Origin of the sequence: Pigmentiphaga daeguensis (assembly GCF_039523035.1) — a bacterium.
Lineage (GTDB): Bacteria > Pseudomonadota > Gammaproteobacteria > Burkholderiales > Burkholderiaceae_B > Pigmentiphaga > Pigmentiphaga daeguensis.
This window is the reverse complement of sequence record NZ_BAAAEN010000006.1, coordinates 148,664-171,979: the sequence shown is the minus strand read 5'-3', so window position 1 is coordinate 171,979 and position 23,316 is coordinate 148,664. Positions and strand designations below refer to the sequence as shown.

Annotated in this window: 23 protein-coding genes and 1 riboswitch; of the genes, 18 read left to right on the top strand and 5 right to left on the bottom strand. The window is 68.1% G+C overall.

Annotated features, from left to right (window positions below; translation table 11 throughout):
- Nucleotides 1-50: 50 nt before the first annotated feature.
- From ABD104_RS10575 to ABD104_RS10555, 5 genes are read left to right on the top strand one after another with little or no spacing between them, the layout of a single operon-like run.
- Nucleotides 51-1,328, top strand: coding sequence for an aromatic ring-hydroxylating oxygenase subunit alpha (locus ABD104_RS10575; protein WP_343927478.1), 1,278 nt, complete (start codon nucleotides 51-53; stop codon nucleotides 1,326-1,328).
- Nucleotides 1,328-1,828, top strand: coding sequence for an aromatic-ring-hydroxylating dioxygenase subunit beta (locus ABD104_RS10570; RefSeq protein ID WP_087838109.1), 501 nt, complete (start codon nucleotides 1,328-1,330; stop codon nucleotides 1,826-1,828). Before ABD104_RS10575 ends, ABD104_RS10570 begins: the two co-directional genes overlap by 1 nt.
- Nucleotides 1,829-1,841: 13 nt before the next feature.
- Nucleotides 1,842-2,567, top strand: a complete 726-nt coding sequence (locus ABD104_RS10565) for a class II aldolase/adducin family protein (RefSeq protein WP_338616771.1) — start codon at nucleotides 1,842-1,844, stop codon at nucleotides 2,565-2,567.
- A gap of 27 nt (nucleotides 2,568-2,594) precedes the next feature.
- A complete protein-coding gene (locus ABD104_RS10560) occupies nucleotides 2,595-3,539 on the top strand; it encodes a substrate-binding domain-containing protein (protein WP_338616769.1) in 945 nt (314 codons plus the stop codon).
- 17 nt (nucleotides 3,540-3,556) lie between these two features.
- On the top strand, nucleotides 3,557-4,462 hold the full coding sequence (locus ABD104_RS10555; protein ID WP_343927477.1) for a VOC family protein: 906 nt from the start codon (nucleotides 3,557-3,559) through the stop codon (nucleotides 4,460-4,462).
- Between the two features lie 10 nt (nucleotides 4,463-4,472).
- Here the strand turns inward: ABD104_RS10555 and ABD104_RS10550 are convergent, their stop codons facing one another.
- Nucleotides 4,473-5,309 (bottom strand): IclR family transcriptional regulator, encoded by an 837-nt coding sequence (locus ABD104_RS10550; RefSeq protein WP_087838105.1) that lies wholly within the window; start codon nucleotides 5,307-5,309, stop codon nucleotides 4,473-4,475.
- A gap of 121 nt (nucleotides 5,310-5,430) precedes the next feature.
- On the opposite strand from ABD104_RS10550, the gene ABD104_RS10545 reads away from it, so the two are divergent.
- The 4 genes from ABD104_RS10545 to ABD104_RS10530 all read left to right on the top strand — a co-directional run bounded on the left by ABD104_RS10545 (nucleotide 5,431) and on the right by ABD104_RS10530 (nucleotide 9,715).
- On the top strand, nucleotides 5,431-6,474 hold the full coding sequence (locus ABD104_RS10545; protein WP_343927476.1) for a Bug family tripartite tricarboxylate transporter substrate binding protein: 1,044 nt from the start codon (nucleotides 5,431-5,433) through the stop codon (nucleotides 6,472-6,474).
- Between the two features lie 83 nt (nucleotides 6,475-6,557).
- A riboswitch (SAM riboswitch) is annotated at nucleotides 6,558-6,636 on the top strand.
- 60 nt (nucleotides 6,637-6,696) lie between these two features.
- Nucleotides 6,697-7,866 carry a homoserine O-succinyltransferase MetX gene (gene metX, locus ABD104_RS10540; RefSeq protein WP_243724496.1) on the top strand — a complete coding sequence of 390 codons (1,170 nt, stop codon included), beginning with the start codon at nucleotides 6,697-6,699 and terminating at the stop codon, nucleotides 7,864-7,866.
- Nucleotides 7,863-8,483: a methionine biosynthesis protein MetW gene (metW, locus tag ABD104_RS10535; protein ID WP_279817886.1), complete on the top strand. Its 621-nt coding sequence runs from the start codon at nucleotides 7,863-7,865 to the stop codon at nucleotides 8,481-8,483. Before metX ends, metW begins: the two co-directional genes overlap by 4 nt.
- Before the next feature lie 59 nt (nucleotides 8,484-8,542).
- Nucleotides 8,543-9,715 (top strand): metallophosphoesterase, encoded by a 1,173-nt coding sequence (locus ABD104_RS10530; protein WP_279817888.1) that lies wholly within the window; start codon nucleotides 8,543-8,545, stop codon nucleotides 9,713-9,715.
- An 18-nt stretch (nucleotides 9,716-9,733) separates the two neighbouring features.
- Here the strand turns inward: ABD104_RS10530 and ABD104_RS10525 are convergent, their stop codons facing one another.
- Nucleotides 9,734-10,642, bottom strand: a complete 909-nt coding sequence (locus ABD104_RS10525; RefSeq protein ID WP_132979500.1) for a DMT family transporter — start codon at nucleotides 10,640-10,642, stop codon at nucleotides 9,734-9,736.
- 97 nt (nucleotides 10,643-10,739) lie between these two features.
- Here ABD104_RS10525 and ABD104_RS10520 point away from each other — a divergent pair, with 97 nt between their 5' ends.
- Together ABD104_RS10520 and ABD104_RS10515 are read left to right on the top strand one after the other, a co-directional pair.
- On the top strand, nucleotides 10,740-11,507 hold the full coding sequence (locus tag ABD104_RS10520) for an AraC family transcriptional regulator (protein ID WP_343927475.1): 768 nt from the start codon (nucleotides 10,740-10,742) through the stop codon (nucleotides 11,505-11,507).
- Between the two features lie 19 nt (nucleotides 11,508-11,526).
- The gene (locus ABD104_RS10515) at nucleotides 11,527-11,832 is read left to right on the top strand and encodes an I78 family peptidase inhibitor (RefSeq protein ID WP_279817892.1); all 306 of its coding nucleotides are present in this window, start codon (nucleotides 11,527-11,529) and stop codon (nucleotides 11,830-11,832) included.
- A 10-nt stretch (nucleotides 11,833-11,842) separates the two neighbouring features.
- Here ABD104_RS10515 and ABD104_RS10510 read toward each other — a convergent pair whose 3' ends face one another.
- Nucleotides 11,843-12,790, bottom strand: coding sequence for a LysR family transcriptional regulator (locus tag ABD104_RS10510; RefSeq protein WP_165963115.1), 948 nt, complete (start codon nucleotides 12,788-12,790; stop codon nucleotides 11,843-11,845).
- Between the two features lie 175 nt (nucleotides 12,791-12,965).
- On the opposite strand from ABD104_RS10510, the gene ABD104_RS10505 reads away from it, so the two are divergent.
- From ABD104_RS10505 to ABD104_RS10485, 5 genes are all read left to right on the top strand, one after another.
- Nucleotides 12,966-13,928, top strand: coding sequence for a Bug family tripartite tricarboxylate transporter substrate binding protein (locus ABD104_RS10505; protein WP_343927474.1), 963 nt, complete (start codon nucleotides 12,966-12,968; stop codon nucleotides 13,926-13,928).
- A gap of 125 nt (nucleotides 13,929-14,053) precedes the next feature.
- Nucleotides 14,054-15,208, top strand: coding sequence for an iron-containing alcohol dehydrogenase (locus ABD104_RS10500; protein WP_279817894.1), 1,155 nt, complete (start codon nucleotides 14,054-14,056; stop codon nucleotides 15,206-15,208).
- Nucleotides 15,209-15,243: 35 nt separating this feature from the next.
- Nucleotides 15,244-16,713, top strand: a complete 1,470-nt coding sequence (locus ABD104_RS10495) for an aldehyde dehydrogenase (protein ID WP_343927473.1) — start codon at nucleotides 15,244-15,246, stop codon at nucleotides 16,711-16,713.
- Nucleotides 16,714-16,955: 242 nt separating this feature from the next.
- Nucleotides 16,956-17,456 (top strand): NYN domain-containing protein, encoded by a 501-nt coding sequence (locus ABD104_RS10490; RefSeq protein WP_338616760.1) that lies wholly within the window; start codon nucleotides 16,956-16,958, stop codon nucleotides 17,454-17,456.
- Between the two features lie 142 nt (nucleotides 17,457-17,598).
- Complete coding sequence (locus ABD104_RS10485; protein ID WP_343927472.1) at nucleotides 17,599-19,257, top strand: carboxypeptidase regulatory-like domain-containing protein; 1,659 nt, start codon at nucleotides 17,599-17,601, stop codon at nucleotides 19,255-19,257.
- Nucleotides 19,258-19,306: 49 nt separating this feature from the next.
- Here ABD104_RS10485 and ABD104_RS10480 read toward each other — a convergent pair whose 3' ends face one another.
- Entirely contained in the window at nucleotides 19,307-19,918 is a 612-nt protein-coding gene (locus tag ABD104_RS10480; protein WP_343927471.1) for a DUF502 domain-containing protein, read from the bottom strand.
- 105 nt (nucleotides 19,919-20,023) lie between these two features.
- Entirely contained in the window at nucleotides 20,024-21,082 is a 1,059-nt protein-coding gene (locus ABD104_RS10475) for an MBL fold metallo-hydrolase (RefSeq protein WP_087838095.1), read from the bottom strand.
- A 177-nt stretch (nucleotides 21,083-21,259) separates the two neighbouring features.
- Between ABD104_RS10475 and ABD104_RS10470 the strand changes: the two genes are divergently transcribed.
- Both ABD104_RS10470 and ABD104_RS10465 read left to right on the top strand, forming a co-directional pair.
- Entirely contained in the window at nucleotides 21,260-22,441 is a 1,182-nt protein-coding gene (locus tag ABD104_RS10470) for an acetyl-CoA C-acetyltransferase (protein WP_279817899.1), read from the top strand.
- 13 nt (nucleotides 22,442-22,454) lie between these two features.
- Nucleotides 22,455-23,315: an IclR family transcriptional regulator gene (locus tag ABD104_RS10465; protein WP_279817901.1), complete on the top strand. Its 861-nt coding sequence runs from the start codon at nucleotides 22,455-22,457 to the stop codon at nucleotides 23,313-23,315.
- Nucleotide 23,316: the final 1 nt, after the last annotated feature.

Genomic DNA, 23,316 nt, shown 5'->3' with positions numbered 1-23,316 from the left:
TTATAGATTTAACGATGAGTTAAATGTCGTCCCTAATGGTTGGAATAAAGATGAGCTACATCATTGACGATCCCGTGAACCAGCGCTTCTTGCTGCATCGGGCCGTGCATGTGTCGCCGGCCGTGCTGGCCGAGGAAATGGACAAGGTCTTCGCCAAGTGCTGGATCTATGTCGGCCATGGGTCCGAACTCGCCAAGCCGGGCGACTTCGTGACGCGCAAGGTCGCGGGCAGGCCGGTCATCTTTGCCCGCGACGCGGAAGGCGCCATCGGCTGCTTCTTCAATACCTGCCGGCATCGCGGGGCGGTGGTGGCCACCAAGCGCGAGGGCAACGCCCGGCGGTTTTTCTGCGTCTACCACGGCTGGAGCTACGGCCTGGATGGCAGCCTGGCGCGCATTCCCGGCGAGGACGCCTACACAGGCTCGTTCGACCGCAACGAATATGGCCTGAAACGGCCGCCGCGCTTCGAGCAATACCGCGATTTCTGGTTCATGTGCCTGGATCCCGACGCGCCTGCCCTGCAGGCCTACCTGGGCCGGGCCACCGAGTACATCGACCTGGTGGTGGACCAGTCGCCGTCGGGCACCATGCAGGTGATCTCCGGCACGCAGGAATACGCGGTGGCGGCCAACTGGAAGCTGATGGTCGAGAACAGCGTGGACGACTACCACCTGCCGACCACGCACTCGACCTGGCTGAATTTCATGGCGAATTCGGGCGTGACCATCGAGCGGCCCCCGCGCGAAGCCGGCCAGGTCTTGCCGACCAAGGGTTATGCCATCAGCCTGGGCAATGGCCACTTCACCACCGACAACGTCAATTTCCGCGGCCGTCCGGTGGCGCACTGGATACCGCTGTACGGCGAGGCGGCACGCGACGAGATCGACGCCATCCGCCAGGAACTGGTGGAGCGGCTGGGCCCGGAGCGCGCCGAGCGCGTGGCCAACACCAATCGCAACCTGGTCATCTTCCCCAACCTGGTCATCAACGACGGTTCGTCGGTCACCATCCGCACCTTCTTCCCCGACGGCCCGGAGCGCATGGAGGTGACGGCCTGGGCGCTGGGGCCGGTCGAAGAGGACGAGTCGGCCCGGGCCCGCCGCCTGGACGCTTTCCTGACGTTCTACGGTCCGGGCGGATTCGCCACGCCCGATGACGTGGAGGCGTTGGAGCTGGTGCAGCAGGGCATGGCCAACTGGCGCAGCGATGAATGGTCGGAGATGTCGCGAGGCATGGGCAAGCCCGAGTCGGAGCAGCTCAACAGCGATGAACACCACCTGCGCACTTTCTGGCGCCATTGGAACCGCATGATGCAGGAGAACGCGTGATGCAACAGAGCGCAGCCGGCCGCCTGACCCGGGCCGAGGCCGAGGATTTCCTGTACTTCGAGGCGGCGTTGCTTGACGAGTGGCGGCTCAAGGAATGGCTGGAACTGTTGACCCCGGACGCCACCTATCTCATTCCGCCCAACGACAAGCCGGACGGCGATCCGCGCAATACGCTGTTCATCATCGCGGACGATGCCGAGCGCATCCGCCAGCGCGTCATACGCGTGCTGGATCCGAACTGCCATGCCGAGGCGCCCAGGTCGCGCCTGCGCCGCAGCATCAGCAACGTGCGCGTGCTGGGGCAGGAGGGCGACCTGGCCACCGTGGCCGCCAACTTCATCTGCCACCGCTACCGCCGGCACGAACGCATACGCGAGTACGTCGGCGGGCTGACCTATCAGCTGCGCATCACCGCCGACGGCCTGAAGATCAGGCAGCGGCGCATCGTGATCGATGCCCACGAGCTCGGCTCGCTGGGATCCGTCAGTTTCATTCTCTAGCAAGGAAGTCCGAATGGCGATGCCGCAAGCACTGCTGGAAGAGCTGGTCACGGCCAACCACATACTCGCGTCGGAAGGCGTGGTCGATGCGTTCGGGCACATCAGCGTGCGCCACCCCGACGATCCGGACCGCTACTTCTTGTCGCGCGCGCGTCCGCCCGAGCGGGTCGAGCTGGCCGACATCATGGAGTTCACCCTCCAGGGCGAGCCCGTCGATGCGCGCGGCCGCAAGCCCTACCTCGAGCGCTTCATACACGGCGCGATCTACGAAGCTCGTCCCGACGTGCAGTCGGTGGTGCACAACCACAGCCGCAGCGTGGTGCCCTTCGCCGTGACCGGCGCGCCCCTGCGTCCCGTGGTGCATAGCTGCGCGACCATCGGTTTCGACATTCCGACCTGGGATGCCCAGGACAGGTTCGGCGACACCACGCTGCTGGTCAGCGACATGGAGATGGGCCGGGACCTGGCCACCGTGCTGGCGCGGAACCGTAGCGCACTGATGCGCGGGCATGGCTGCACGGTGGTGGGCGGCTCGATCAAGGAAGCGGTCTATACCGCCGTCTACCTGGAGGTGAACGCCAATCTGCAGTTGCAGGCAAGCCACCTGGGGCCGATCACCTTCCTGACCGAAGGCGAGGTCGACAAGATATGCGCGCGGCTGCGCGACGGGCTGCCGGGCGAGGGATTCGCCCGCGCCTGGGAATACTGGCGCGGGCGGGTCGAAGCGGCGCGCGCGTAAAGCGATCAACAGGAGGAAGACATACCCATGACGAACATGGCACAACCGGCAGCGGTCCATATCGGCGCCACGCCGTCCTTTCATACCCAGCCGCTGCTGTCCGGGCTGATCGACGTGCCGGGCCTGGCTTACCGCGTCAGCGCGACGCGCACCATAGACGAATGCACGATGAAGGCGCTGCGCGGCGAACTGGACGTGGCGGAGATGTCGTTGGCGACCTTCGTCAAGGCCCGCGAGCGGGACGACTCGCTGGTGGGGCTGCCCGTCTTCGCGCGCAAGCTGGTGTCGCAGTACGCCTTCTGCCGCGAGGGCTCGGAGCTGTCCGGCCACAAGTCGCTGGCCGGCAGGCGCGTCGCGGTGCCGCAGTACTGGCTGACCGCCGCCCTGTGGCACCGCTGGTACCTGGGCATGCACGGCGTGGATACGGCCGGGGTGGTGTGGTGTCCGCTGGCCGATGACCGACTGGCAGGCATGTCCTATCCCGAGGGCGTGCAAATCGACTGGTCGCTCAAGGGCCGCGGGCCGGCCGACGTGCTGCGTTCGGGCGACGCCGATTGCTTCATCTTCGCGCGCCGGCCGCTGGACATGACGGGATTGCGCTACTTGTCGCCCGATCCGGCGGGGGAAGCCCTGGCGCTGGCGCGGCAGACCGGGGTGGTGCCGGTGACGCACGTGATCGCGGTGCGCGCCGCGCTGCTGCGCGAGCGGCCCGGGCTGGCCGGGGCGCTGGTCGAGTTGTACACGCGGGCGCTGCATCACGCCGCGCAGGAAGTGGCGCACGAGGCGGCGCAGTTCCTGCCGCTGGGCGACCTGGAGCAGGACCGTACCCGCGCCGCGCTGGGCGAGCACTGGAACGAGTACGGCTGGAAGCACAGCGAGCCGGCGCTGCGCGTCTTCTGCGAAGCCGCCGTGGCGCAAGGCATGGTGCGCGAGGTGGACGTGGACCATGCGTTCCTGCGCCTGGAACCGTGAACGTGACGAGGTGAATCGTGCTGAGATTCAAGAAACTGAGCCATCTGGCGTTGAACGTGTCGGACCTGGACCGTTCGGCGGCCTTTTACCGTGACATGGTCGGCCTGGACCTGGTCGAGCGTACCGCCGATACCGCATTCCTGTCCTGCGATGCCGACCACTACAACCTGTCGCTGCATGCGGCGGCGCAGCCCAGCCTCAAGCGCATCGCCTTCGAGCTGGAGTCGGCGGCGCAAGTGCCGGTGGCGCGCGAGGTGCTGGAACGGGCCGGCGTGCGGCATCGGCGCCTGGGCGCCGGCGAGTGCGCCGACCTGCGCGTGGAAGAAGGCATCCGGCTGGTGGATCCCAATGGCATCACCCTGGACCTGCTGGCAGGCATGCGCCAGCGGACCGAGGCCTTCACGCCGCACCCCATGAAGCTGCTGCGCCTGAGCCACGCGGTGATTCGCGTGCCCGATTTTGCGCAGAGCCTGCGTTTCTATATCGAAGTGATGAACTTCCGGGTATCGGATTTCCGTCATGAAGACGACGGCGACCCGTACTTCGCGTTCATGCGTTGCTTCCCGAATCCTTTCCACCACTCGTTCGCCATCCAGCAGGGCAAGGCGCCGGCGTTCTTCCATTCGGCGTATTCGGTGGACAGTCTCGACGATCTGATGGCGGGGCGCAACCGCTTGCTGGATGAAGGCGCCATCGTGGCGCCTTCGCCTGGCCGGCACAAGGCCTCGGGCAGCGTCTTCCAGTATTTCGCGGATCCGGACGGCTTCACCGTCGAGTTCACGCTGGGAATGGAGGAGTTTCCGGAAACGGGGCCGCGGCAGCCGCGCCAGTTGGACAAGAGCTATCGCACCACGGACATCTGGAACGGGCCCAAGCCCACCAACCTGCCCAACCTGGGGGCGATCGAACCCGCGGCCTGGTGAGCCGGCGGTGTCAGTCGTCCTCGCGCATCGGGTCGGGCGGCGTCCGCGCGTGTGCGGTGCGCAGGGCTTGGTCGCGGGCGCGCGGCGTATCGCTGGCGATGGTCTTGCTGACGATGCCGGCGCAGAACGCGATGCGGTCGGCCGCGGCGGCGGTTTCCCGTTCGTCCAGGCGGGCCTTGCCTATGGTGACGCTCAGGCTGCCCACGACGCTGCCGCGGCTATCCAGGATGGGCGCGGCAACGCCGGTGACGCCATGGGTGACCTGTCCGCTGGTGGAGTCCCAGCCGCGTTGGCGGATGGCGGCCAGAGTGGCCTTGACGGCTTCGAGCGAGTCGCCCAGGCCGGCCTGGGCGAACGCGGCCGGATCGGCTTCATAAAGCCGGCCGACGGTTCGCGCCGGGGTGTAGGCAAGGATGATGCGGGAGGCCGATCCGCGCAGCAGGGGCCGCGCGTAGCCGCGTTCGTAGCTGCTGTTGAAGGCGTCGGTATTCGATTCCTGGTGCACGCACAGGACCTTGTCCCGGTACCTGCGGCATAGCAGGGCGATGCCCGGCACGGCCTTGACCAGCTCGATCATGATCGGGCGGCTGGCGATGATCAGCGGGTCGCGCATCCGCATCTTGTAGTCGAGTTCGGAAATCCTTGGCCCCAGCGTGTAGCCCACGTCCGGCAAGGAGGTCAGCAGGCCGGCTTCCGTCAGCACCTTTAGGTAGCGGTACAGCGTCGAGCGCGCGAGCCCCAGTTTGTCGGAGAGATCGTCGTAGCTCTGTCCGGCGTCGCTGTCCTCGATCAGGTCGAGGATGGACAGCATTTTTTCCAGGCTGGTGGCGGGCGGGTCGGCGGGCATGGCGGATCGGGGCAATCGTTACGGGAGGGCGGCGCGCAGGAAAGCGCTTCGCCGCAGCGGTAGATGATAAATGCAAACCCACGCATCGAACCGGGCGCAGGCCCGGACATAAGGAGGAGACATGAAAGACACGAACATCGAATCCCCATGCGACGCGGCCGGCGACCTGCCGGTTCGCCCCGGCAGGCGCGCGGCGCTCGGCCGGGTGCTGGCCGTGGCCGGTGCCGCCTGGCTGGGCCGCGCGGGCGCGGGCCAGCCAGGCCAGCTTGACGACAGGCTGGTGCGTATCCTGGTGCCGCAGACGCCGGGTACCACGCCCGACTCGGTGGCGCGCATCCTGGCTCCGCGCATGAACCGCGAGCTTGGTGTCGCCTTCGTGGTCGAGAACCGGGTGGGCGCCTCGGGCATGATAGGCATGGAGGCGGTGGCCAAGGCGCCGCCGGATGGCCATACCTTGATGAGCAATGTGTCGACCACCCTGACACTGCCTTATTTCTACGACAAGCTGCCGTTCGATGTCCTGGCGGATTTCACGCCCGTCGGGCTGGTGGGTTCCGGCAATTTCGCGCTGGTGGTGAACCAGGCGCTGCCGGTCGCCGACGTGGCGCAACTGGTGGCCTACGCCAAGGCCCGTCCGGGCGCGCTGCGCTACGCGTCGCCTGGACTGGGCACCCACCATCACCTGTGCATGGAACTGCTGATGGCGAAGACGGGCATCCAGCTCCAGCACATTCCCTACAAGGGTTCGGCGGGCGCGACCACCGACGTGCTGTCGGGGCAGGTGGAGGTGATGTTCCTGCCGGTACAGGTGGCGATGAACCATGCCGCGAGCGGGCGCATCAAGGTGTTGGGCGGCACACGCCGGCAGCGGCAGCAGCCCTATATGGACCTGCCCACGCTGGACGAGCAGGGCGTGGCCGGCTACGACGTCGATCCCTGGTACGCGCTGTGGGGGCCCAAGGGCATGGCGGCGCCGATCGTGCAGCGCTACAACGCCTTGCTGCAATCCCTGCTTGCCCGCGACGACGTCAAAGGGGAACTGGCGGCCGTGGGCCTGACGGCTCGTCCCGGGCCGCCCGCCGACCTGGCGCGCACCGCGCAGGCCGAGCAGCGGCTGTGGGCCGGGCTATTGAAGACCGCGCAAGGGTCGACCAGGGCGGGGTGACGCCCTGGCGCGCGGCGCCGGGCAAGCGACGGGTGTTCCCGCGGGAGGGCGCCCGTCCATGGCCCGGTGCTACAATTCCCGTACTTTTCATTGGCGCCGATTTGCCTGGTCCGCTTGCGGGCGCCTGATAAATCCAGCTAAAGAGCTCCGTCCATCGTGTCTTCCGATTCGCATCTCGAAGAGGCGTTGACCGCCTTTCTCGACACTCCCGCATCTCCTCCCATCGGTCCCGATTCCGTCGGCGTCGTCCAGGCGCAGGCCATGACGTTCGACGAGCCGCTGCAACTGGCCAGCGGCACGGCCTTCGGCCCGTATTCGCTGATGATCGAGACCTACGGCCGCCTGAACGCCGACCGCTCCAACGCGGTGCTGGTCTGTCATGCGCTGAACGCCTCGCACCACGTGGCCGGCGTCTCGGCGGACGATCCGTCCGACGTCGGCTGGTGGGACAACATGGTGGGGCCGGGCAAGCCGCTGGACACCGATCGCTTCTTCGTGATCGGGATCAACAACCTGGGGTCCTGCTTCGGATCCACCGGGCCCGCCAGCATCGATCCCCGCACCGGCCGCCCGTACGGCGCCTCGTTCCCCGTGGTCACGGTCGAAGACTGGGTCCATGCGCAGGCGCGCGTGGCCGACAGGCTGGGCATCGCCCGCTTCGCCGCGGTCATGGGCGGGTCGCTGGGCGGCATGCAGGCGCTCAGCTGGGCCATCACCTATCCAGAGCGCGTGGCGCATTGCGTGGTCATCGCTAGCACGCCGCGGCTGTCGGCGCAGAACATCGCGTTCAACGAAGTGGCGCGGCGCGCCATCATCACCGACCCCGAGTTCCACGGCGGCGACTTCTATGCCCATGGCACGGTGCCGCGCAACGGCCTGTCGGTGGCGCGCATGATCGGCCACATCACCTATCTGTCGGGCGACGACATGGCCGAGAAATTCGGGCGGGCGCAGCGTTCGCCCGGGGCCGACGGCGCGTTCCGCTATGGCTACGACGTGGAATTCGAGGTGGAGTCCTACCTGCGCTACCAGGGCGAGAAGTTCTCGAAGTACTTCGATGCCAATACCTATCTGCTGATCACGCGGGCGCTGGATTATTTCGATCCGGCCAAGCAGGCCGGCGGCGACCTGGCGCGGTCGCTCGCGCCGGCGCAGGCGGAGTTCCTGCTGACGTCGTTCACGACGGACTGGCGTTTCCCCCCCTCGTGTTCGCGCGAGATCGTGCAGGCGCTGCTGCGCAACGGCCGTCCGGTCACCTACGCCGAGATCGAGGCGCCGCACGGCCACGATGCCTTCCTGCTGGACGATGTCCGCTACCACGCGGTGGTGCGGGGATATTTCGACCGCGTGGCCCGCCAGCTGGGCCTGGGTGCGGCGGGAGGCGCGCGATGAACCGCAACGCCGCCCCCCTGCGTCCCGACCTGGCCCGCATCGCCGGCTGGATCGCCGATGGCTCGCGCGTGCTGGACCTGGGCTGCGGCGACGGCACGCTGCTGGTCCACCTGCGCGATGCGCAACAGGCCAGCATCGTCGGCGTCGAGATCAGCGACCAGCACGTGATCGAATGCGCGCGCAAGGGCGTCAACGTCATCCAGCAGAACCTGGAGGACGGACTGGCGCTGTTCGAGGACGGCCGCTTCGATACGGTGGTGCTGTCGCAGACGCTGCAAGCCGTGCACAACACCGAGCGCATCCTGCTCGAGATGGCGCGCGTGGGAAGCGAGGGCATCGTCTCCTTCCCCAATTTCGGCCACTGGACCCACGGCCTGTCCATCCTGCGCGGACACATGCCCGTGACCGGGCAGATGCCCTACCAGTGGTACAACACGCCCAACATCCACCTGTGCACGCTGAAGGACTTCGAGGCGCTGGCCGCCAAGCTCGGACTGCGCATCCTGGCCCGCGCGACCTTCGCCGACGCCCGCGAAATCTCGTGGCTGCCGGGCTGGCGCAGCACGCTGGCCGTGTACCGTTTCGCCTCGCCGGCGCGGCGCGGAACGGCGGCGTGACACGCGGGCGTGCCGCCTCGTCCTAGCAAGGATGTCGCGCAGCGACAGGAGAGCCACCAGTGAGCCAGCGGCGCGCCCTGCACAGGTTCTACTTCTTTGGCCTGATCGGCCTGGTGCATGCCTATGTCGGGCTGCGCCTCGTGCCCGACCTGGGCGTGGTGCCGGGCCTGGCTCCGGCGCTGGCGGCCGTGCTGGCGGCGTCCGCCATCCTGATCCCAACCAGCATGCTCGCGCGGCGGCGCTCGGCCGGGCCCCTGCTGCTGGGCGCGATCTGGCTGGGGCTGCTGTGCATGGGCCTGTTCTCGTCGCTGTTCGTGCTGACGCTGCTGCGAGATCTCGTGCTGGCTGGCGCTTCCGCCATGGCGTGGTTCGGGACCGGTGACGGACACGCCGCGCTGGCGGTACCGTCGGCCCTGTTCGTGGTGGCGGCTTCGCTGCTGATGTCGGTGGCTGGCTTCGTCGGCGCCCGCCGCGTGGCGCGCGTGGTCCGGATCGACATCCCGCTGCGGGCGCTGCCCGCCGAGCTGGAAGGATTCACCATTGCGCAGATCAGCGACATCCACGTCGGCCCCACCATTCGCGCGCCCTACGTGCGGCGCATCGTCGACGCGGTCAACCGGCTGCGGCCGGACATGGTGGCAATCACCGGCGACCTGGTCGACGGCAGTGTGGCCGACCTCGCGCCCCACGCGCGGCCCCTGGCGGAACTGGCCTCGCGCCACGGAACCTTCTTCGTGACCGGCAACCACGAGTACTACTCGGGCGCGCACGCGTGGATCGACGCCCTGCGCGGGATGGGCATGCGGGTGCTGCTGAACGAACACGCGGTGCTGCGGCACGCGGGCCAGGAACTGGTGGTGGCCGGCATTACCGACTACAGCGCCCACCAGTTCGACCCGGCGCATCGCAGCGATCCGCAACGCGCGATGGACGGCGCGCCGGCCGGTGCCGGCGCCCGCGTGGTGCTGGCTCACCAGCCGCGCAGCGCCGCCCTGGCCGCCCAGGCGGGCTTCGATCTCCAGTTGTCGGGCCATACGCACGGCGGGCAGTTCCTGCCCTGGAATTTCTTCGTGCCGCTGCAACAGCCGTTCGTGACGGGACTGCATCGCCAGGACGGCATGTGGGTGTACGTGAACCGCGGCACGGGCTACTGGGGGCCTCCCATGCGCTTCGGCGTGCCGTCGGAAATCACGTTGCTGCGGCTGGTGCGGGCGCCGGACGGCGAGACCTGACCCGACAGCGCGGGGGCGTTACCGCGCCAGCGATGCCCGCGCCGCGAACAGCGGGCGCTGCACGGTCTGCGCGATCAGCACGCCGGCCAGGCTGATGCCGCCGCCGATCACGTGGTAGGCGCGCATGGGTTCGTCCAGCAGGGCGATGGCCAGGCCCGCGGTCAGCACCGGGAGCAGGTTGATGAAGATCGCGCAGCGGTTGGGGCCCAGCAGCTTGACGCCCTGTATCCAGAAGAAGGTCAGGATGATGGACGAGAAGATGCCGGCGTAGGCGATCAGCGGCACGGTCCTGGCGTCCAGCGTGGCGGTGCCGGCGGGCAGGGCCAGGAACAGCGGGAACATGAACACCAGCGCGAAGGCCGCCTGCATGTAAGTCGATTGCCAGGCGGGAATGGCCATGCGCCAGCGCTTGAGCAGCACGCCGTACAGGGAATAGGCCAGCGCGGCGAACAGCATCAGCACGTCGCCCAGGTGGGCGCCCTGGGCCAGTACCGCGCCGATGTCGCCGTGGCCGACCAGGTACAGGATGCCACCGAACGACAGCAGGCCGCCGGCCGCCATGCCCACGGTGACGGGCTCGCCCAGCAGGGCGGCGCTCAGGATCGCCGTCAGCAGCGGGATCAGCGCGGTGACGATGGCCATGTTGGTGGCCGTGGTGCTTTCGGCGGCGCGGTAGGACAGGGCCTGGAACAGGGCCATGGACAACAGGCCGCCTATGGCCAGTTGCCACCAGTGGCGCCGGATCGCGTCGCGGTTGCGCCAGATGGGGCGCGCGAGGAAGGGACTCAGCAGCGCGATGGCCAGCACCAGCCGGTAGAACGTGATGGCGGTGGGCGAGATGGCCGAGGCCGCCATCTTGGACACGATCACGTTGCCGGCCCAGAAGACGATGGCCAGGAAGGGGAAGAGATACGCGGCGGGGGACATCGAAAGGGCTCCGGAAAGAGTGGACCCCTATGCTCCGCGCTTGCTGGTCGGCTGTCTCACGCTAATATGAAGAAAGTTATCTTAAAAGTGACAGATCATGGATGTCGATGCGCATTTGCGGGATACGGCCCTGGCCGGGGTGCCCGTCACCGCCATCGCCGCGGATTATCCGCACGGCCACATGATCGCTCCGCACAGCCATGCCTACAGCCAGCTGCTCTACGCCATCGAAGGCGTGATGTGCATCGACGCCCAGGGCGGCCGCTGGGTCGTGCCGCCCACGCGCGGCGTGTGGCTGGAAGCCGGGATCGCGCACCAGGTGCGCATGAGCGGCGACGTGAAGATGCGGACCGTGTTCGTCGCGGCCGACGCCGGCGCGCAGTTGCCGCAGGGCAGTTGCGTGCTGGCCATTCCGCCGCTGCTGCGCGAGCTGATCCTGGCCGCCATCGACCTGCCGCCGGGCGGGGGGCCGGCGTCGCGCGCCGGTTGCCTGAGGCAGTTGCTGTTGCACGAGCTGCGGGCGCTGCCGGTGCTGCCGCTGCATCTGCCGCTGCCGTCGGACCCGCGCCTGCGCGCGGTGTGCGAGCGGCTGATCGCGGCGCCGGACGACGGCCGCACGGTCGATGCCTGGGCCGGCGGCGCGGGCATGTCGGCCCGCACGCTGCACCGGCTGTTCCAGCAGCAGACGGGCATGCGCTTCGGCTACTGGCGCCAGCAGGTGCGCCTGCTGGCCGCGCTGGAGCGCCTGGCCCGGGGTGATAAAGTGGTCGACGTCGCGCTCGACCACGGCTACCAGAGCCAGAGCGCCTTCGCAGCGATGTTCCGCCGGCATTTCGGGATGCCGCCCACGCTGTTCTATCGATGAACGCCCACAAGGAGAACCCATGATCCGGAGCGCCTTAGCCCTTGCCACGCTGGCCTTCGCCGCCGGCTGCGCCGCCCCCGTGCCCGTCGCCGATACCCAGCCCGCGGCGCAAGCGCCGCAGGGACAATGCCAGGCCGACGCGGCCCAGACCCTGGTCGGCCAGCAGCTCAGCTCGGTGCTGGTCGAGGAAGCCCGCAAGGCCTCGGGCGCCGGCAGCGCGCGCGTGCTGCGCCCCGGGCAGGCCATCACCATGGAATTCAATCCGTTCCGGGTGAACGTCGAGGTCAACCGCCGCGAGGTCGTGACGGCGATACGCTGCGGTTGAGGGCGGCCTTTCAGCCCGGCGCGGGCTTGCCCAGCGGCGCGTGCCCGCGCAGCGCCGAGGCCGCTTCCTCGATATAGGTGGCCAGCGCCCGGGCCTCGGGGCTGAGCGGCCGGATGGACGAATAGTAGATTTCGGTCCACAGCTCGATGCGAGGCCGGAACGGCCGGGTCACGACGTCGGGAAAGATGCCGGTGGACAGCAGCATGGGATTGATCAGGCCGATGCCCACGTCCTGCTGCACCAGCGCGCACACGCCCATGGACGTGCTGGCGAAGATGGTCTTGGGTATGCTGACGCCCGCTTCCTGCAAGGTGGCGCGCACCAGGATGGAAGTGGGCGACTCCTCGGGCAGGGCGATGACGGTGGCGCCGACCAGGTCTTCCGGGCGCACCACGGACTTGGCCACCAGCGGATGGCGCCGATGCAGCGCCGCCACCAGCAGGTCCTCCGATATGGTGTGGCGCTGGCACAGGTCGACGCTGCTGGCCGTGTTGGGCGCCGGCGGGTTGGTCACGCCCAGGTCCACCTCGTGGTGGGCCACCGACTCCAGCACCTTGGGCGGGCCTTCCACGCGCAGGTGCACGTTGACGTCGGGATGGCTTTCCTTGAAGCGCTGGATGGCGCTGGGCAGGATGGCGATCAGCGGCGGCGCGTGGGCCGCGACGACGACGGTGCGCACCGACCCCTGGTCCAGCGCGTAGGCCTCGTCCAGCGCCCATTCCAGGTGCTTGGCCGCCTGTTCGGCGCGCGGCAGCAGGCGGCGCGCCGCGGCCGTGGGCTCGAGCCGCCCGTGCGCCAGCGTGAATAGCGCGACGCCGGTTTCCCGCTCCATCAGCCGCAGGGTCTTGCTGACCGCCGCCTTGGAAATACCCAGCCGCAGGGCGGCTTCGCTCATGCCGCGGCTGCGCATGAGCGTGGCGAAGATCTGGAAATGGCGGCTGTTCAGCAGGCGTGACATGGCGGAACCTGGCATGGACCCGGCAACGGGCGTGTGGCGAATCGTTAACCTCTGGTTAACCAGAAATGCCATTGTCACACAGCCTGGCTGCCTACAATTTTTCGCATGGACGAGCCGCAGACGCCGCACCGGGCGGTCCGGCCGCCGCTGTCCCACCCTTTACGAGATCGATGTGATGATGCGCAAGCTGTTTTCCCTCGTGGTCGTGTCGGCCCTGGTTCCCGTGGCCGCGATGGCCGATACCTTCCCGTCCAAGCCCGTGACCATCGTGGTGTCCGTGCCGGCCGGCGGCACCATCGACGCGATCGCGCGCATGGTCGCCAAGGACCTGGGCGAATCGATGGGCAAGCAGTTCGTGGTCGAGAACCGGCCGGGCGCGAATGGCAACATCGCCGCCGACTACGTGCGCCGCGCGCCCGCGGACGGCTACACCTTGCTGATGCTGGCCTCGAGCACGCTGGCGCTGGGCCCGTACGTGATGCAGAACGTGCCGTTCGACCCGATCAAGGATTTCGCCCCGGTGGCGATGACGGCGGGCCTGAACATGGCGCTGCTGGTCAATCCCAAGGTGGGCGTCTCGGACGTCAAGGGCCTGGTCGAGAAGATGAAGGCCAACCCCGGCAAGCTGAACTATTCATCCACCGGCAACGGCTCGTTCCCGCACGTGGCCGGCGCGCTGCTGAACCTGGAAACCCACACCGACGCGACCCACGTGCCCTACAAGGGCCTGGCGCCTTCCATCCAGGACCTGCTGGCGGGCCAGGTGGACTTCACCTTCGATTCGGGCAGCGCCGTCCACGTCAAGTCGGGCAAGCTCAAGGCCCTGGCGGTGATCGGACCCAAGCGCGCCTCGGCCCTGCCCGACGTGCCGACCTTCCGCGAAGCCGGCCTGCCCGAGCTGGAGAAGGTCAGCGGCTGGCACGGCGTGTTCGCCCCGGCCGGCACGCCGGCCGACGTGATCAAGCGCCTGAACGCCGAGATCAACAAGAGCCTGAAGAAGCCCGACTCGGTCGAGCGCATCCAGGCCATGGGCTTCGAGAGCGTGGCCACCACGCCCGAGGAACTCGGCAACGCGTTGCGCACCGAGTACAAGAACTTCGGCGACCTGATCGCCAAGACCAAGATCTCGGCGTACTGATCCGCGTCCTGGCCGGCGCGCCGCGCGCCGGCCGTCCTTTTTTCCTGCTTTCCGCATCACCGCGCATGGGGTGAGGGCCGTGCTCACCCCGGCCGCCCCGCGCGGCCCGGACGGAGCCGATGTCCATGCCCAGCTTCCATTTCGAAACCACGCCTCGCATCGTCTGCGAGCGCGGGGCCGCCCTCCGGCTGGCCCGGATCCTCCAGGCCGGCGACCAGCGCCGCGCGTTCCTCGTCACCGATCCCGGACTGGTCGCGGCCGGGCTGATCGATGCGCCCGCCGCCGCTCTGCGCGCCGCCGGCGTGCACGTGACCGTATACGACCGCGTCCAGGCGGACCCGCCCGAGCACGTGGTGCTGGAGGCGGCGCAGGCCGCCCGCGACGACCGCGCCGACTGCGTGATCGGCCTGGGCGGCGGCAGTTCGCTCGACACCGCCAAGCTGGTGGCCCTGCTGGCCGCCAACCCGCAGCCGCTGGCCGACATCTATGGCCCGCAGCGCGCCCGCGGGCCGCGCCTGCCGCTGATCCAGGTGCCGACCACCGCGGGCACCGGGTCCGAAGTCACGCCCACGTCGGTGGTGTCCACGCCCGACCACCAGAAGCGCGGCGTGATCAGCTCCCTGCTGTTCCCCGACGTGGCGGTGCTGGATGCCGCGCTGACGGCGGCGCTGCCGCCCGGGCCCACCGCGATGACCGGCATCGACGCCATGGTCCACGCCATCGAGGCCTACACGACCCGGCACAAGAAGAATCCCATGTCGGACATGCTGGCCGTGCGCGCGCTGCAACTGCTGCACGGCCACCTGGACGGCGCCGTCCGGCAGGGCGGCGACCTGGACAACCGGGAAGCCATGCTGCTTGGCTCGCTGCTGGCCGGCATGGCCTTCGCCAACGCCCCGGTGGCCGCCATCCATGCGCTGGCCCATCCGCTGGGCAGCCACTTCCACGTGCCGCACGGACTGGCCAACTCGCTGGTCATGGTCCCCATCCTGCGCTTCAACCTGCCCGTGGCCGAAGGCGCGTATGCCGAACTGGCGCGCGCGCTGGACCCCGGCCTGCGCGACGCGGCCGATGCCGAGGCGGCGCTTGCCTTCATCGCGGCCATGCAGGCCCACGTGGCGGCATCGCCCATCCCGCAGCGGTTGCGCGAGGTGGGCGTGGGCGAGTCCGACCTGCCGGCCCTGGCCGAAGCGGCGATGACCGTGGACCGCCTGCTGATGAACAACCCCCGCGACCTGACCCGCGACGACGCGCTCGCGATCTATACCCAGGCCTTCTAGCCCGCCGCCACGCTTGCCTTTCATGGAAGACTGACATGACCGAACATATCCAGACCCTGATCGCCGGCTCCTGGCGCGATGCCTCGGGCCCCCGGTACGTGACCGAATACCCCGCCGACGGCAGCCAGGTCGCCACGCTGCACGCGGCCACCGCCGACGACGTGGACCAGGCCGTGCGCGCCGCCGAGGCCGCGCGCCTGCGCCCCGATTGGGCGGGCCTGAAGCCGCACGAGCGCGGCGCCATCCTGACCCGCATCGCCGCCGGCATCCGCGCCCGGGCCGAGGAACTGGCGCAGCTCCAGCGCCTGGACAACGGCAAGCCCATCAACGAGACGCGCGCGCTGGTGGCCAGCGCGGCGGGCACCTTCCAGTTCTTCGCCGCGGCCTGCGAGACGATGGAAGACACCATTACCCCGTCGCGCGGCGACTACGTCAGCATGAGCGTGCACGAGCCGCTGGGCGTGGTGGGCGCCATCACCCCGTGGAACTCGCCCATCGCCAGCGAGGCGCAGAAGCTGGCGCCCGCCCTGGCGGCCGGCTGCGCGGTCGTGTTCAAGCCGGCCGAAATCACGCCGCGCATGGCCATCGAACTGGCCCGCATCGCGCAGCAGGCAGGCGTGCCGGACGGCATCCTGAGCGTGGTGCCCGGCAAGGGTTCGGTGGTCGGCGACGCGCTGGTGCGCCATCCGCTGATCCGCCGCATCGCCTTCACCGGCGGCACCACCGTGGGCCTGGGCATCGCCCGGCTGGCGGCCGAGCGCCTGATGCCGACGTCGCTGGAGCTGGGCGGCAAGTCGCCCACCATCGTCTGCGCCGACGCCGACCTGGACCACGCCGTGGCCGGCGTGCTGTACGGCATCTTCAGTTCGTCGGGCGAATCGTGCATCGCGGGCTCGCGCGCCTTCGTGCATGCCAGCGTGTACGAAGCCTTCAAGGAACGCCTGCTGGCGGGCGTGCGGGCGCTGCGCGTGGGCGATCCGGCCAGCGAGCGGACCCAGATGGGACCGCTGGTCAGCCAGGCCCACCGCGAGTCGGTGGAGCGCTACGTGCAACTGGGCGTGGACGAGGGCGGCAAGGTGCTGGCCGGCGGCCAGCGGCCCACGGGCGCCGGCTACGACCGCGGCAGCTACTACCTGCCCACCGTGATCGAAGGCCTGCCCAACCAGGCCCGCATGTGCCAGGAGGAAATCTTCGGCCCGGTGCTGGCGCTGCTGCCGTGGACCGACGAGGCCGACCTGATCGCCCAGTGCAACGACAGCGTGTTCGGCCTGGCCTCGGGCATCTGGACGAACGATTACAAGACCGCCTGGCGCATCGGCGCCGCGCTGCAGACGGGCACCGTCTGGATCAACACCTACAAGCTGTTCTCGGTTAGCACGCCGTTCGGCGGCGTGAAGATGAGCGGCACGGGACGGGAAAAGGGCCGGCTGGGCATCCTGGAATACACCAACCAGAAGAGCTACTACTGGGGGATGAACGCGGCGCCGCTGCCGTGGAGCCGGTGATGGGGCAGCGAAGTCCGAATGCGTAATTGACCCCCCCTTCGGTCAACAAGTAGACTTGTTGCATGTCGCCCATGGCAGTAAGCCGTCCCCTCCATGCAGGACGCGCCGATCCCATGGGCGTTTTTGCGTCTTGGGGGGGACAAAAAAATGCCGACCGCGATATTGGTCGATGGAGGCTATTTCATAAAACGTTTTCGTTCCATCGAACCTCATAACGGGTTTCACGCCAAGCGTGCCGCGGAGTGCACAACCCCATCACGAAACAAGCTATCGATTTCGGGAAATCCCGAGAAGCCAAGTTCCGGTTGGAGTTGCATGACACCCTCAAGAAGCATCGCAAGACTGCCCTGAGGCTAGGACATCTTTCTTCCGATGTTCAGTGGGCGATCAAGCCAGCCAAGGTCAGGGATCTGCTGAACGCCCGGCTCAAGTTCGAAGAGCTGACGGAGGATGACGTCATGCTCGACACCCGTCAAAAGGGAGTCGATATGAGAATAGGCGTAGACGTCTCATCATTGGTGTTCAAGCGGCAGGTGGACCAAATCGTCCTCATCGCAGGGGATGCAGACTTCGTTCCCGCTGCAAAGCAGGCGCGCCGGGAGGGTATTGATTTCGTGCTCGATCCAATGTGGAGGCCAATCCCTGCCGGGCTTGAGGAACATATTGATGGCTTGCGCAGCACCTGCCCCAAAGTTCGCAAGCAACCAGTCGTCGTAGAGGGCTCCGTTTCTCCGCAAATCTGAGTATTTGCAAGAGATGTATGTATTGTTAACGTAGTGAGTACATCTCACATTCCCTCTGTAGACTTCCGCCGCTAGTAAACGCTTACAACAAAAACTGGCCTGACCGACCGTCAGGCCAGGCGGATTCCAAACAGGGGAAATCATGAAACACGATGCTACGCTGGGCGAGAGCCCGGCGGGTGGCCGCGCGCGCGTCGGCAAGTCCCGGCTGCCGGCCCTGCTGGCGGCCCTTGGCGCCTCGCTGGTGCTGGCCGCGTGCGGCGGCGGCGACGGCTCGTCGTCCAGTCCGCAGCCGACCGATCCTGAACCGCCTACCAACCCCGAGCCGCCGGTCACGGTGACCGGCAAGGTAAAGGGAAAGGTCATCAACGGCCAGACCGGCGAGGCCATCCAGAACGCCCGCCTCAGCAACGGCTCGGCCAGCGCCACGTCCAATGCCCAGGGCGAGTTCGAACTGGCCGGCGTCGCACCCGCGAGCCGCACAGTGATCCGCGTCAACGCCACCGGCTATGGCGAGGGCCTGCCCACCGCCGCCGTGGTTGCCAACCAGACCACCGACATCGCCACCGTCGAACTGCAGCCGGTGGACGTGACGGGCGGCGGCGACGCCGCCACGGCCATCACCGTGACCGCGCCCAACACCCCGGCCTCCGTCTCGCTGCCCGCCAACGGCCTGGTCCGCCCCGACGGTTCGCCCGCCACGGGCCCGGTCTCGGTCGCGCTGAGCGCGGTGAACCCGGCCCTGAACGTCAACGCCATGCCCGGCCAGTACCTGGTCGCGACCGCGGGCGGTGGCACCGGTGTCATGGAAAGCTGGGGCGCGATCAACGTGACCCTGCAGAACACCGCGGGCGAGCGCCTGAACCTGGCGCCCGGCAAGACCGCGACCATCCGCATTCCGGTCGCCACCCGCAGCGCCAGCAACCCCGCCACGATCCCGCTGTTCTACTTCGACGAGGCGACCGGCTTCTGGAAGCAGGAAGGCTCGGCCGCGTTGGCGGGTTCGGGCGCCGATCAATACTACGAGGGCACCGTCAGCCACTTCACGTACTGGAATGCCGATCAGTTGATGAACACGGTCTACGTGAACGGCTGCGTGGCCGATGACGCGGGCGCATCGTCGCTGGCGAACATCCTGGTGACTTCGGACGGCATCGATTACTCCAGCTCGTCGTCGATACGCACCGATGCCCAGGGCAAGTTCCGCATCGCGATGAAGAAGGGCGGCAAGGCAACACTGTTCGCGCAACAGGGCGTCAAGCTGTCCAATACCGTGTCGGTGGGGCCGTTCGCCACGGACACCACCCTGACCGAATGCCTGTCGCTGACGACGCTGACCGATGCCATCAGTATCAAGCTGACCTGGGGCGCCAAGCCCGCGGACGTGGATTCGCACCTGTTCACGCCGGATGGCACCGAGATCTACTTCTCCAACAAGGGCAGCCTGGGGACCGATCCTTTCGTCAACCTGGACGTGGACGACACCACCGGCTTCGGCCCCGAGGTCGTCACCATCCGCAAGCTGATGGTGGGAACCTACACCTACGCGCTCTACAACTACTCGGGTACCTATGAGCCAGGCATGACCGGATCGCCGGTGCGGGTGGAACTGAACAACAAGGGTTCGCTGTCGGTATTCGGTCCGACTTCAGGGGAAGTCGCCGGTTCGACCCGGTGGTGGACCGTGTTCAAGCTGACCGTGGACGCAAGCTGCCGGGTTACCGTCAACCGTATCGGAGCGTGGTCCAGCACCGAGCCGGCGCCTGCGGCGGTGACGCGCCGCTACTGCACGGCACCTTGAGGGATGGGAGGGGCGGCGGATTCCCCGCGAGGTTTGCCGCCCGATCCCGTCATTCTTGCGAGGGGGCGGGCGCCGCCTGCGGCGTGCGCGCCATCCAGGCGATCAGCGACGAGCGCATCGCCTCTTCCACCGTCATGTCGATGGGCGTGACCCACGAAAGGGGCACGAACACCGTGTAGCCGCCGATCATGTATCCCATGGGCAGGTACACGGCCACCCGTTCGCCGGGCAGGAAGCCCTCGGGCAGGCCGGCCGTGCTGCGCCGGGTGACCAGTCCCACCAGTTCGATCTCCTGGCCCGGCATGCGCAGGATGACGACCTGCTGCCCGCCCTGGCTGGTGCTGGGGGTGAAGTAGTCGGCGAAGCTCTTGAGCGAGGAATAGATGCTTTTGACCACCGGGATGCTGGTGAACGGCCATTCCACGTAAGAAAGCATGCGGCGCACCCGGTGCTTGGACACCAGCATCCCGACCGCGACGATGCCCAGCATGCCCAGGATCAGGCCCATGCCGGGAAAGTAGAAGCTGCCGACGAAGGGGTGGAGCACCGCCAGCGCGAGGGCTTCCATCCATGCCACGCACACATACAGCAGGTACAGCGTCAACGCCAGCGGCAGGATGGTGATCAGGCCACGGAAAAAATACTTGTAGACGTTCTTCATCTCGGACTCCTGCGTCGACAGGCCCAGGGAAGCCGCCCCGCGCGGCGGCGGCCGGGGCGCCAAGCATAGCAGTGGAATGCGCGCGGCCGGGGGCCGCGCGGAAGGTCAGGCGGGGACCCGGTAGCGGACGATGTCGTCGGCGCCGATCTCGCGGGCGACCGCGCCCTGGTAATACAGCATGTGCAGGTGGGCGATGGCCTCGCCCAGCGCGAAGGTCATCTGGTGCAGGTCCAGCTTGCGCTTGAACAGCACGGGCACGATGTCGTAGGCCGAGGCGGCCTTGCCGGTACAGGCCTCCTTGACGCGCGCCAGGTGGTCGGCGTGGTGGGCGTGCTGCTGCGCGATGCGGGTATGGATGCCGACGAAGGGCCGGCCATGCGAGGGCAGCACCAGCGCGTCCGCCGGCACGTGGGCATAGCCGCCAAGCGAATCCAGGTAGAGCTGCAGCGGATTGCTTTCGGGGTCGATGTCCGTGACGCTGACGTTGGTGGAGATGCGCGGCAGCACCATGTCGCCGGAAATGACGATGTTCAGTTCCTTGCAATACAGCGAGATGTGCTCGGGCGCGTGCCCGTAGCCGGCGATGGCATGCCACTCGTGGCCGCCGATGCGCAGCACGTCGCGGTCCATGATGCGGTTGAAATGGGCGGGGACCCGCGGCACCAGTTGCGGGTAGTAGCGGGTGCGGGCGCGCACGCCGTCCAGCGAGGCCTGGTCGGTCATGCCGTTGCGGGCGAAGTGCGCCGCCATGCGTTCGCCGCCCGAGATGGCCTGGCCTTCGACGAACAGGTGGGCGGTCAGGAAGTCGGTGGCGCTCATCTGCAGCGGAACGCCCCATTTCTCGGTCAGCCAGTGGGCCAGGCCGATGTGGTCGGGGTGCATGTGGGTGACGATGACCCGCACCACGGGCAGCCCGTCGAGCTGGGTGGCGAAGACCTGTTCCCAGAGCGCCTTGACCTCGTCGCGGGCGATGCCGCAGTCGACGATGGTCCAGCCATCCCGTCCCTCGAAGCGATCGCGCAGCAGCCACAGGTTGATGTGATCCAGCGCGAAGGGAAGGGGCATGCGGATCCAGCGGATGCCGGGCGCGACCTCGATGGCCGTGCCGGCCGCGGGCAGGGTGTCGCCCAGCGGGTACTTCAGTTCGTGTTCGAGAGGATTCATGACGGATCGGGGGGGCCTGGCCGGTTCGTGCGGCGCTGCTTGGGCAGGTCTAAAATGGGCAGGCCACTTGTTGGTAAATTACAGCTAGTGTACCTAGGTGCCGGCGGATGCATTCCCGGAACGCAGCCGCCGCCCTTGCCCGTGGCGCCCGCCGCTTTTCAGAGTCAGGAGTCGAAGATGTCGGATCCCGTTGTTATCGTATCGGCCGCCCGTACCCCCATGGGCGCCATGTTGGGCGAGCTTTCAGGGCTTTCCGCCAACCAGTTGGGCGCAATCGCCATCAAGGCGGCGATCGAGCGTTCGGGCCTGAAACCCGAACAGATACAGGAAGTGCTGATGGGCAACGTGCTGCAAGCCGGCCAGGGCCAGGCTCCGGCCCGCCAGGCCGCGCTGGGCGCGGGCCTGCCGCTCGGCACCAGTTGTTCCACCATCAACAAGATCTGCGGGTCGGGCATGAAGGCCACGATGCTGGCGCACGACCTGCTGCTGGCCGGCAGCGTCCAGGTCGCGCTGGCGGGCGGCATGGAAAGCATGAGCAATGCCCCCTACCTGCTGCCCAAGGCGCGGCAAGGCTATCGCTACGGCCACGCCACCATGTACGACCACATGGCGATGGACGGCCTGGAAGACGCCTATGACAAGGGCCGCGCCATGGGCGTGTTCGCCGAGGACTGCGCCGCCAAGTACAGCTTCACCCGCGAGCAGCAGGACGCCTATTCGCTGGAGTCGCTGCGCCGCGCCAAGGCCGCCAGCGAGGACGGCAGCTTCGAATGGGAAATCGCGCCGGTCACCGTGGCCGACCGCAAGGGCGAGAAGATCATCGCGCGCGACGAGGCCCCCTACAAGGCCATGCCCGAGAAGATCCCCACCCTCAAGCCGGCGTTCAAGAAGGACGGCACCGTTACCGCCGCCAACTCCTCGTCGATCTCGGACGGCGCCGCCGCCCTGGTCCTGATGCGCGCTTCCACCGCCGAAAAGCTGGGCGTCACGCCGCTGGCCCGCGTGGTCGCCCACGCGCAGCATTCGCAGGAGCCGCAATGGTTCACCACCGCGCCGGTGGGCGCGCTGGCCACGCTGTTCGCCAAGACCGGCTGGAAGCCGGGCGACGTCGACCTGTACGAGATCAACGAAGCCTTTGCCGTGGTGACCATGGCCGCGATGGCCGAGCACAAGCTGCCGCACGAGAAGGTCAACGTGCATGGCGGCGCCACCGCCCTGGGCCACCCCATCGGCGCCAGCGGCGCGCGGCTGATCGCCACCCTGCTGGGGGCGATGCGCCAGCGCAAGGCCAGGCGCGGCGTGGCCTCGCTGTGCATAGGCGGGGGCGAAGCCACGGCCATGGCTTTCGAACTGATCTGATCGCCAGGGCTGCATGACGCAACACCCTTCGGCCGGCGGCAAGCCGGCCGGCATCGACGCGGGCAGCCCGGGGACTGCCCGCGCGTCCGCGGGCGCCAAAAGCGACGCGGTCAAGCCCAGCGATGCCTACGTGCAGTCCTTCGCGCGCGGACTGGCCGTCATCCGGGCCTTCAACGCCGAACGGCCCGCCATGACCCTGACCGAGGTGGCCGAGGCCGCCGGGTTGACGCGGGCGGGCGCGCGCCGCATCCTGCTGACGCTGGTGCAGCTGGGCTACGTGGCCGCGGAAGGCCGGCAGTTCCGGCTCACGCCCCGCATCCTTGAGCTGGGCTTCGCCTACCTGACCTCCATGCCGTTCTGGGACCTGGCCGAGCCCATCATGGAGCAACTGACCAACGAGGCGCACCAGTCCTGCTCGGCCACCGTGCTGGACGGGACCGACATCGTCTACGTGCTGCGCATTCCGACCGGGCGCATCATGTCCATCAACCTCGGGATAGGCAGCCGCCTGCCCGCCTACTGCTCGGCCATGGGGCGCGTGCTGCTGGCCGGCCTGGCCGACGCCGAGATCGACGCCGCGCTGGCCAGGTCCGACCTGCGGGCCCATACGCCGTTGACGGTGACCGATCCGGCGCAGCTCAAGGCCGCCATCCTGAAGGTGCGCGAGCAGGGCTGGTCGCTGGTGGACCGGGAACTGGAAACGGGGCTGGTCGCCATCGCCGCGCCCATCCGCGATCGCAGCGGCCGCACGGTGGCGGCCCTGAACCTGAGCGGCCAGGCGCACCTGGTGACGGCGCGGCAGATGCAGGACGAACTGCTGCCGCTGTTGTCCCGCGCCGCCGAGCGCATCAACGACTTGATGAAGCGCGTGTAAT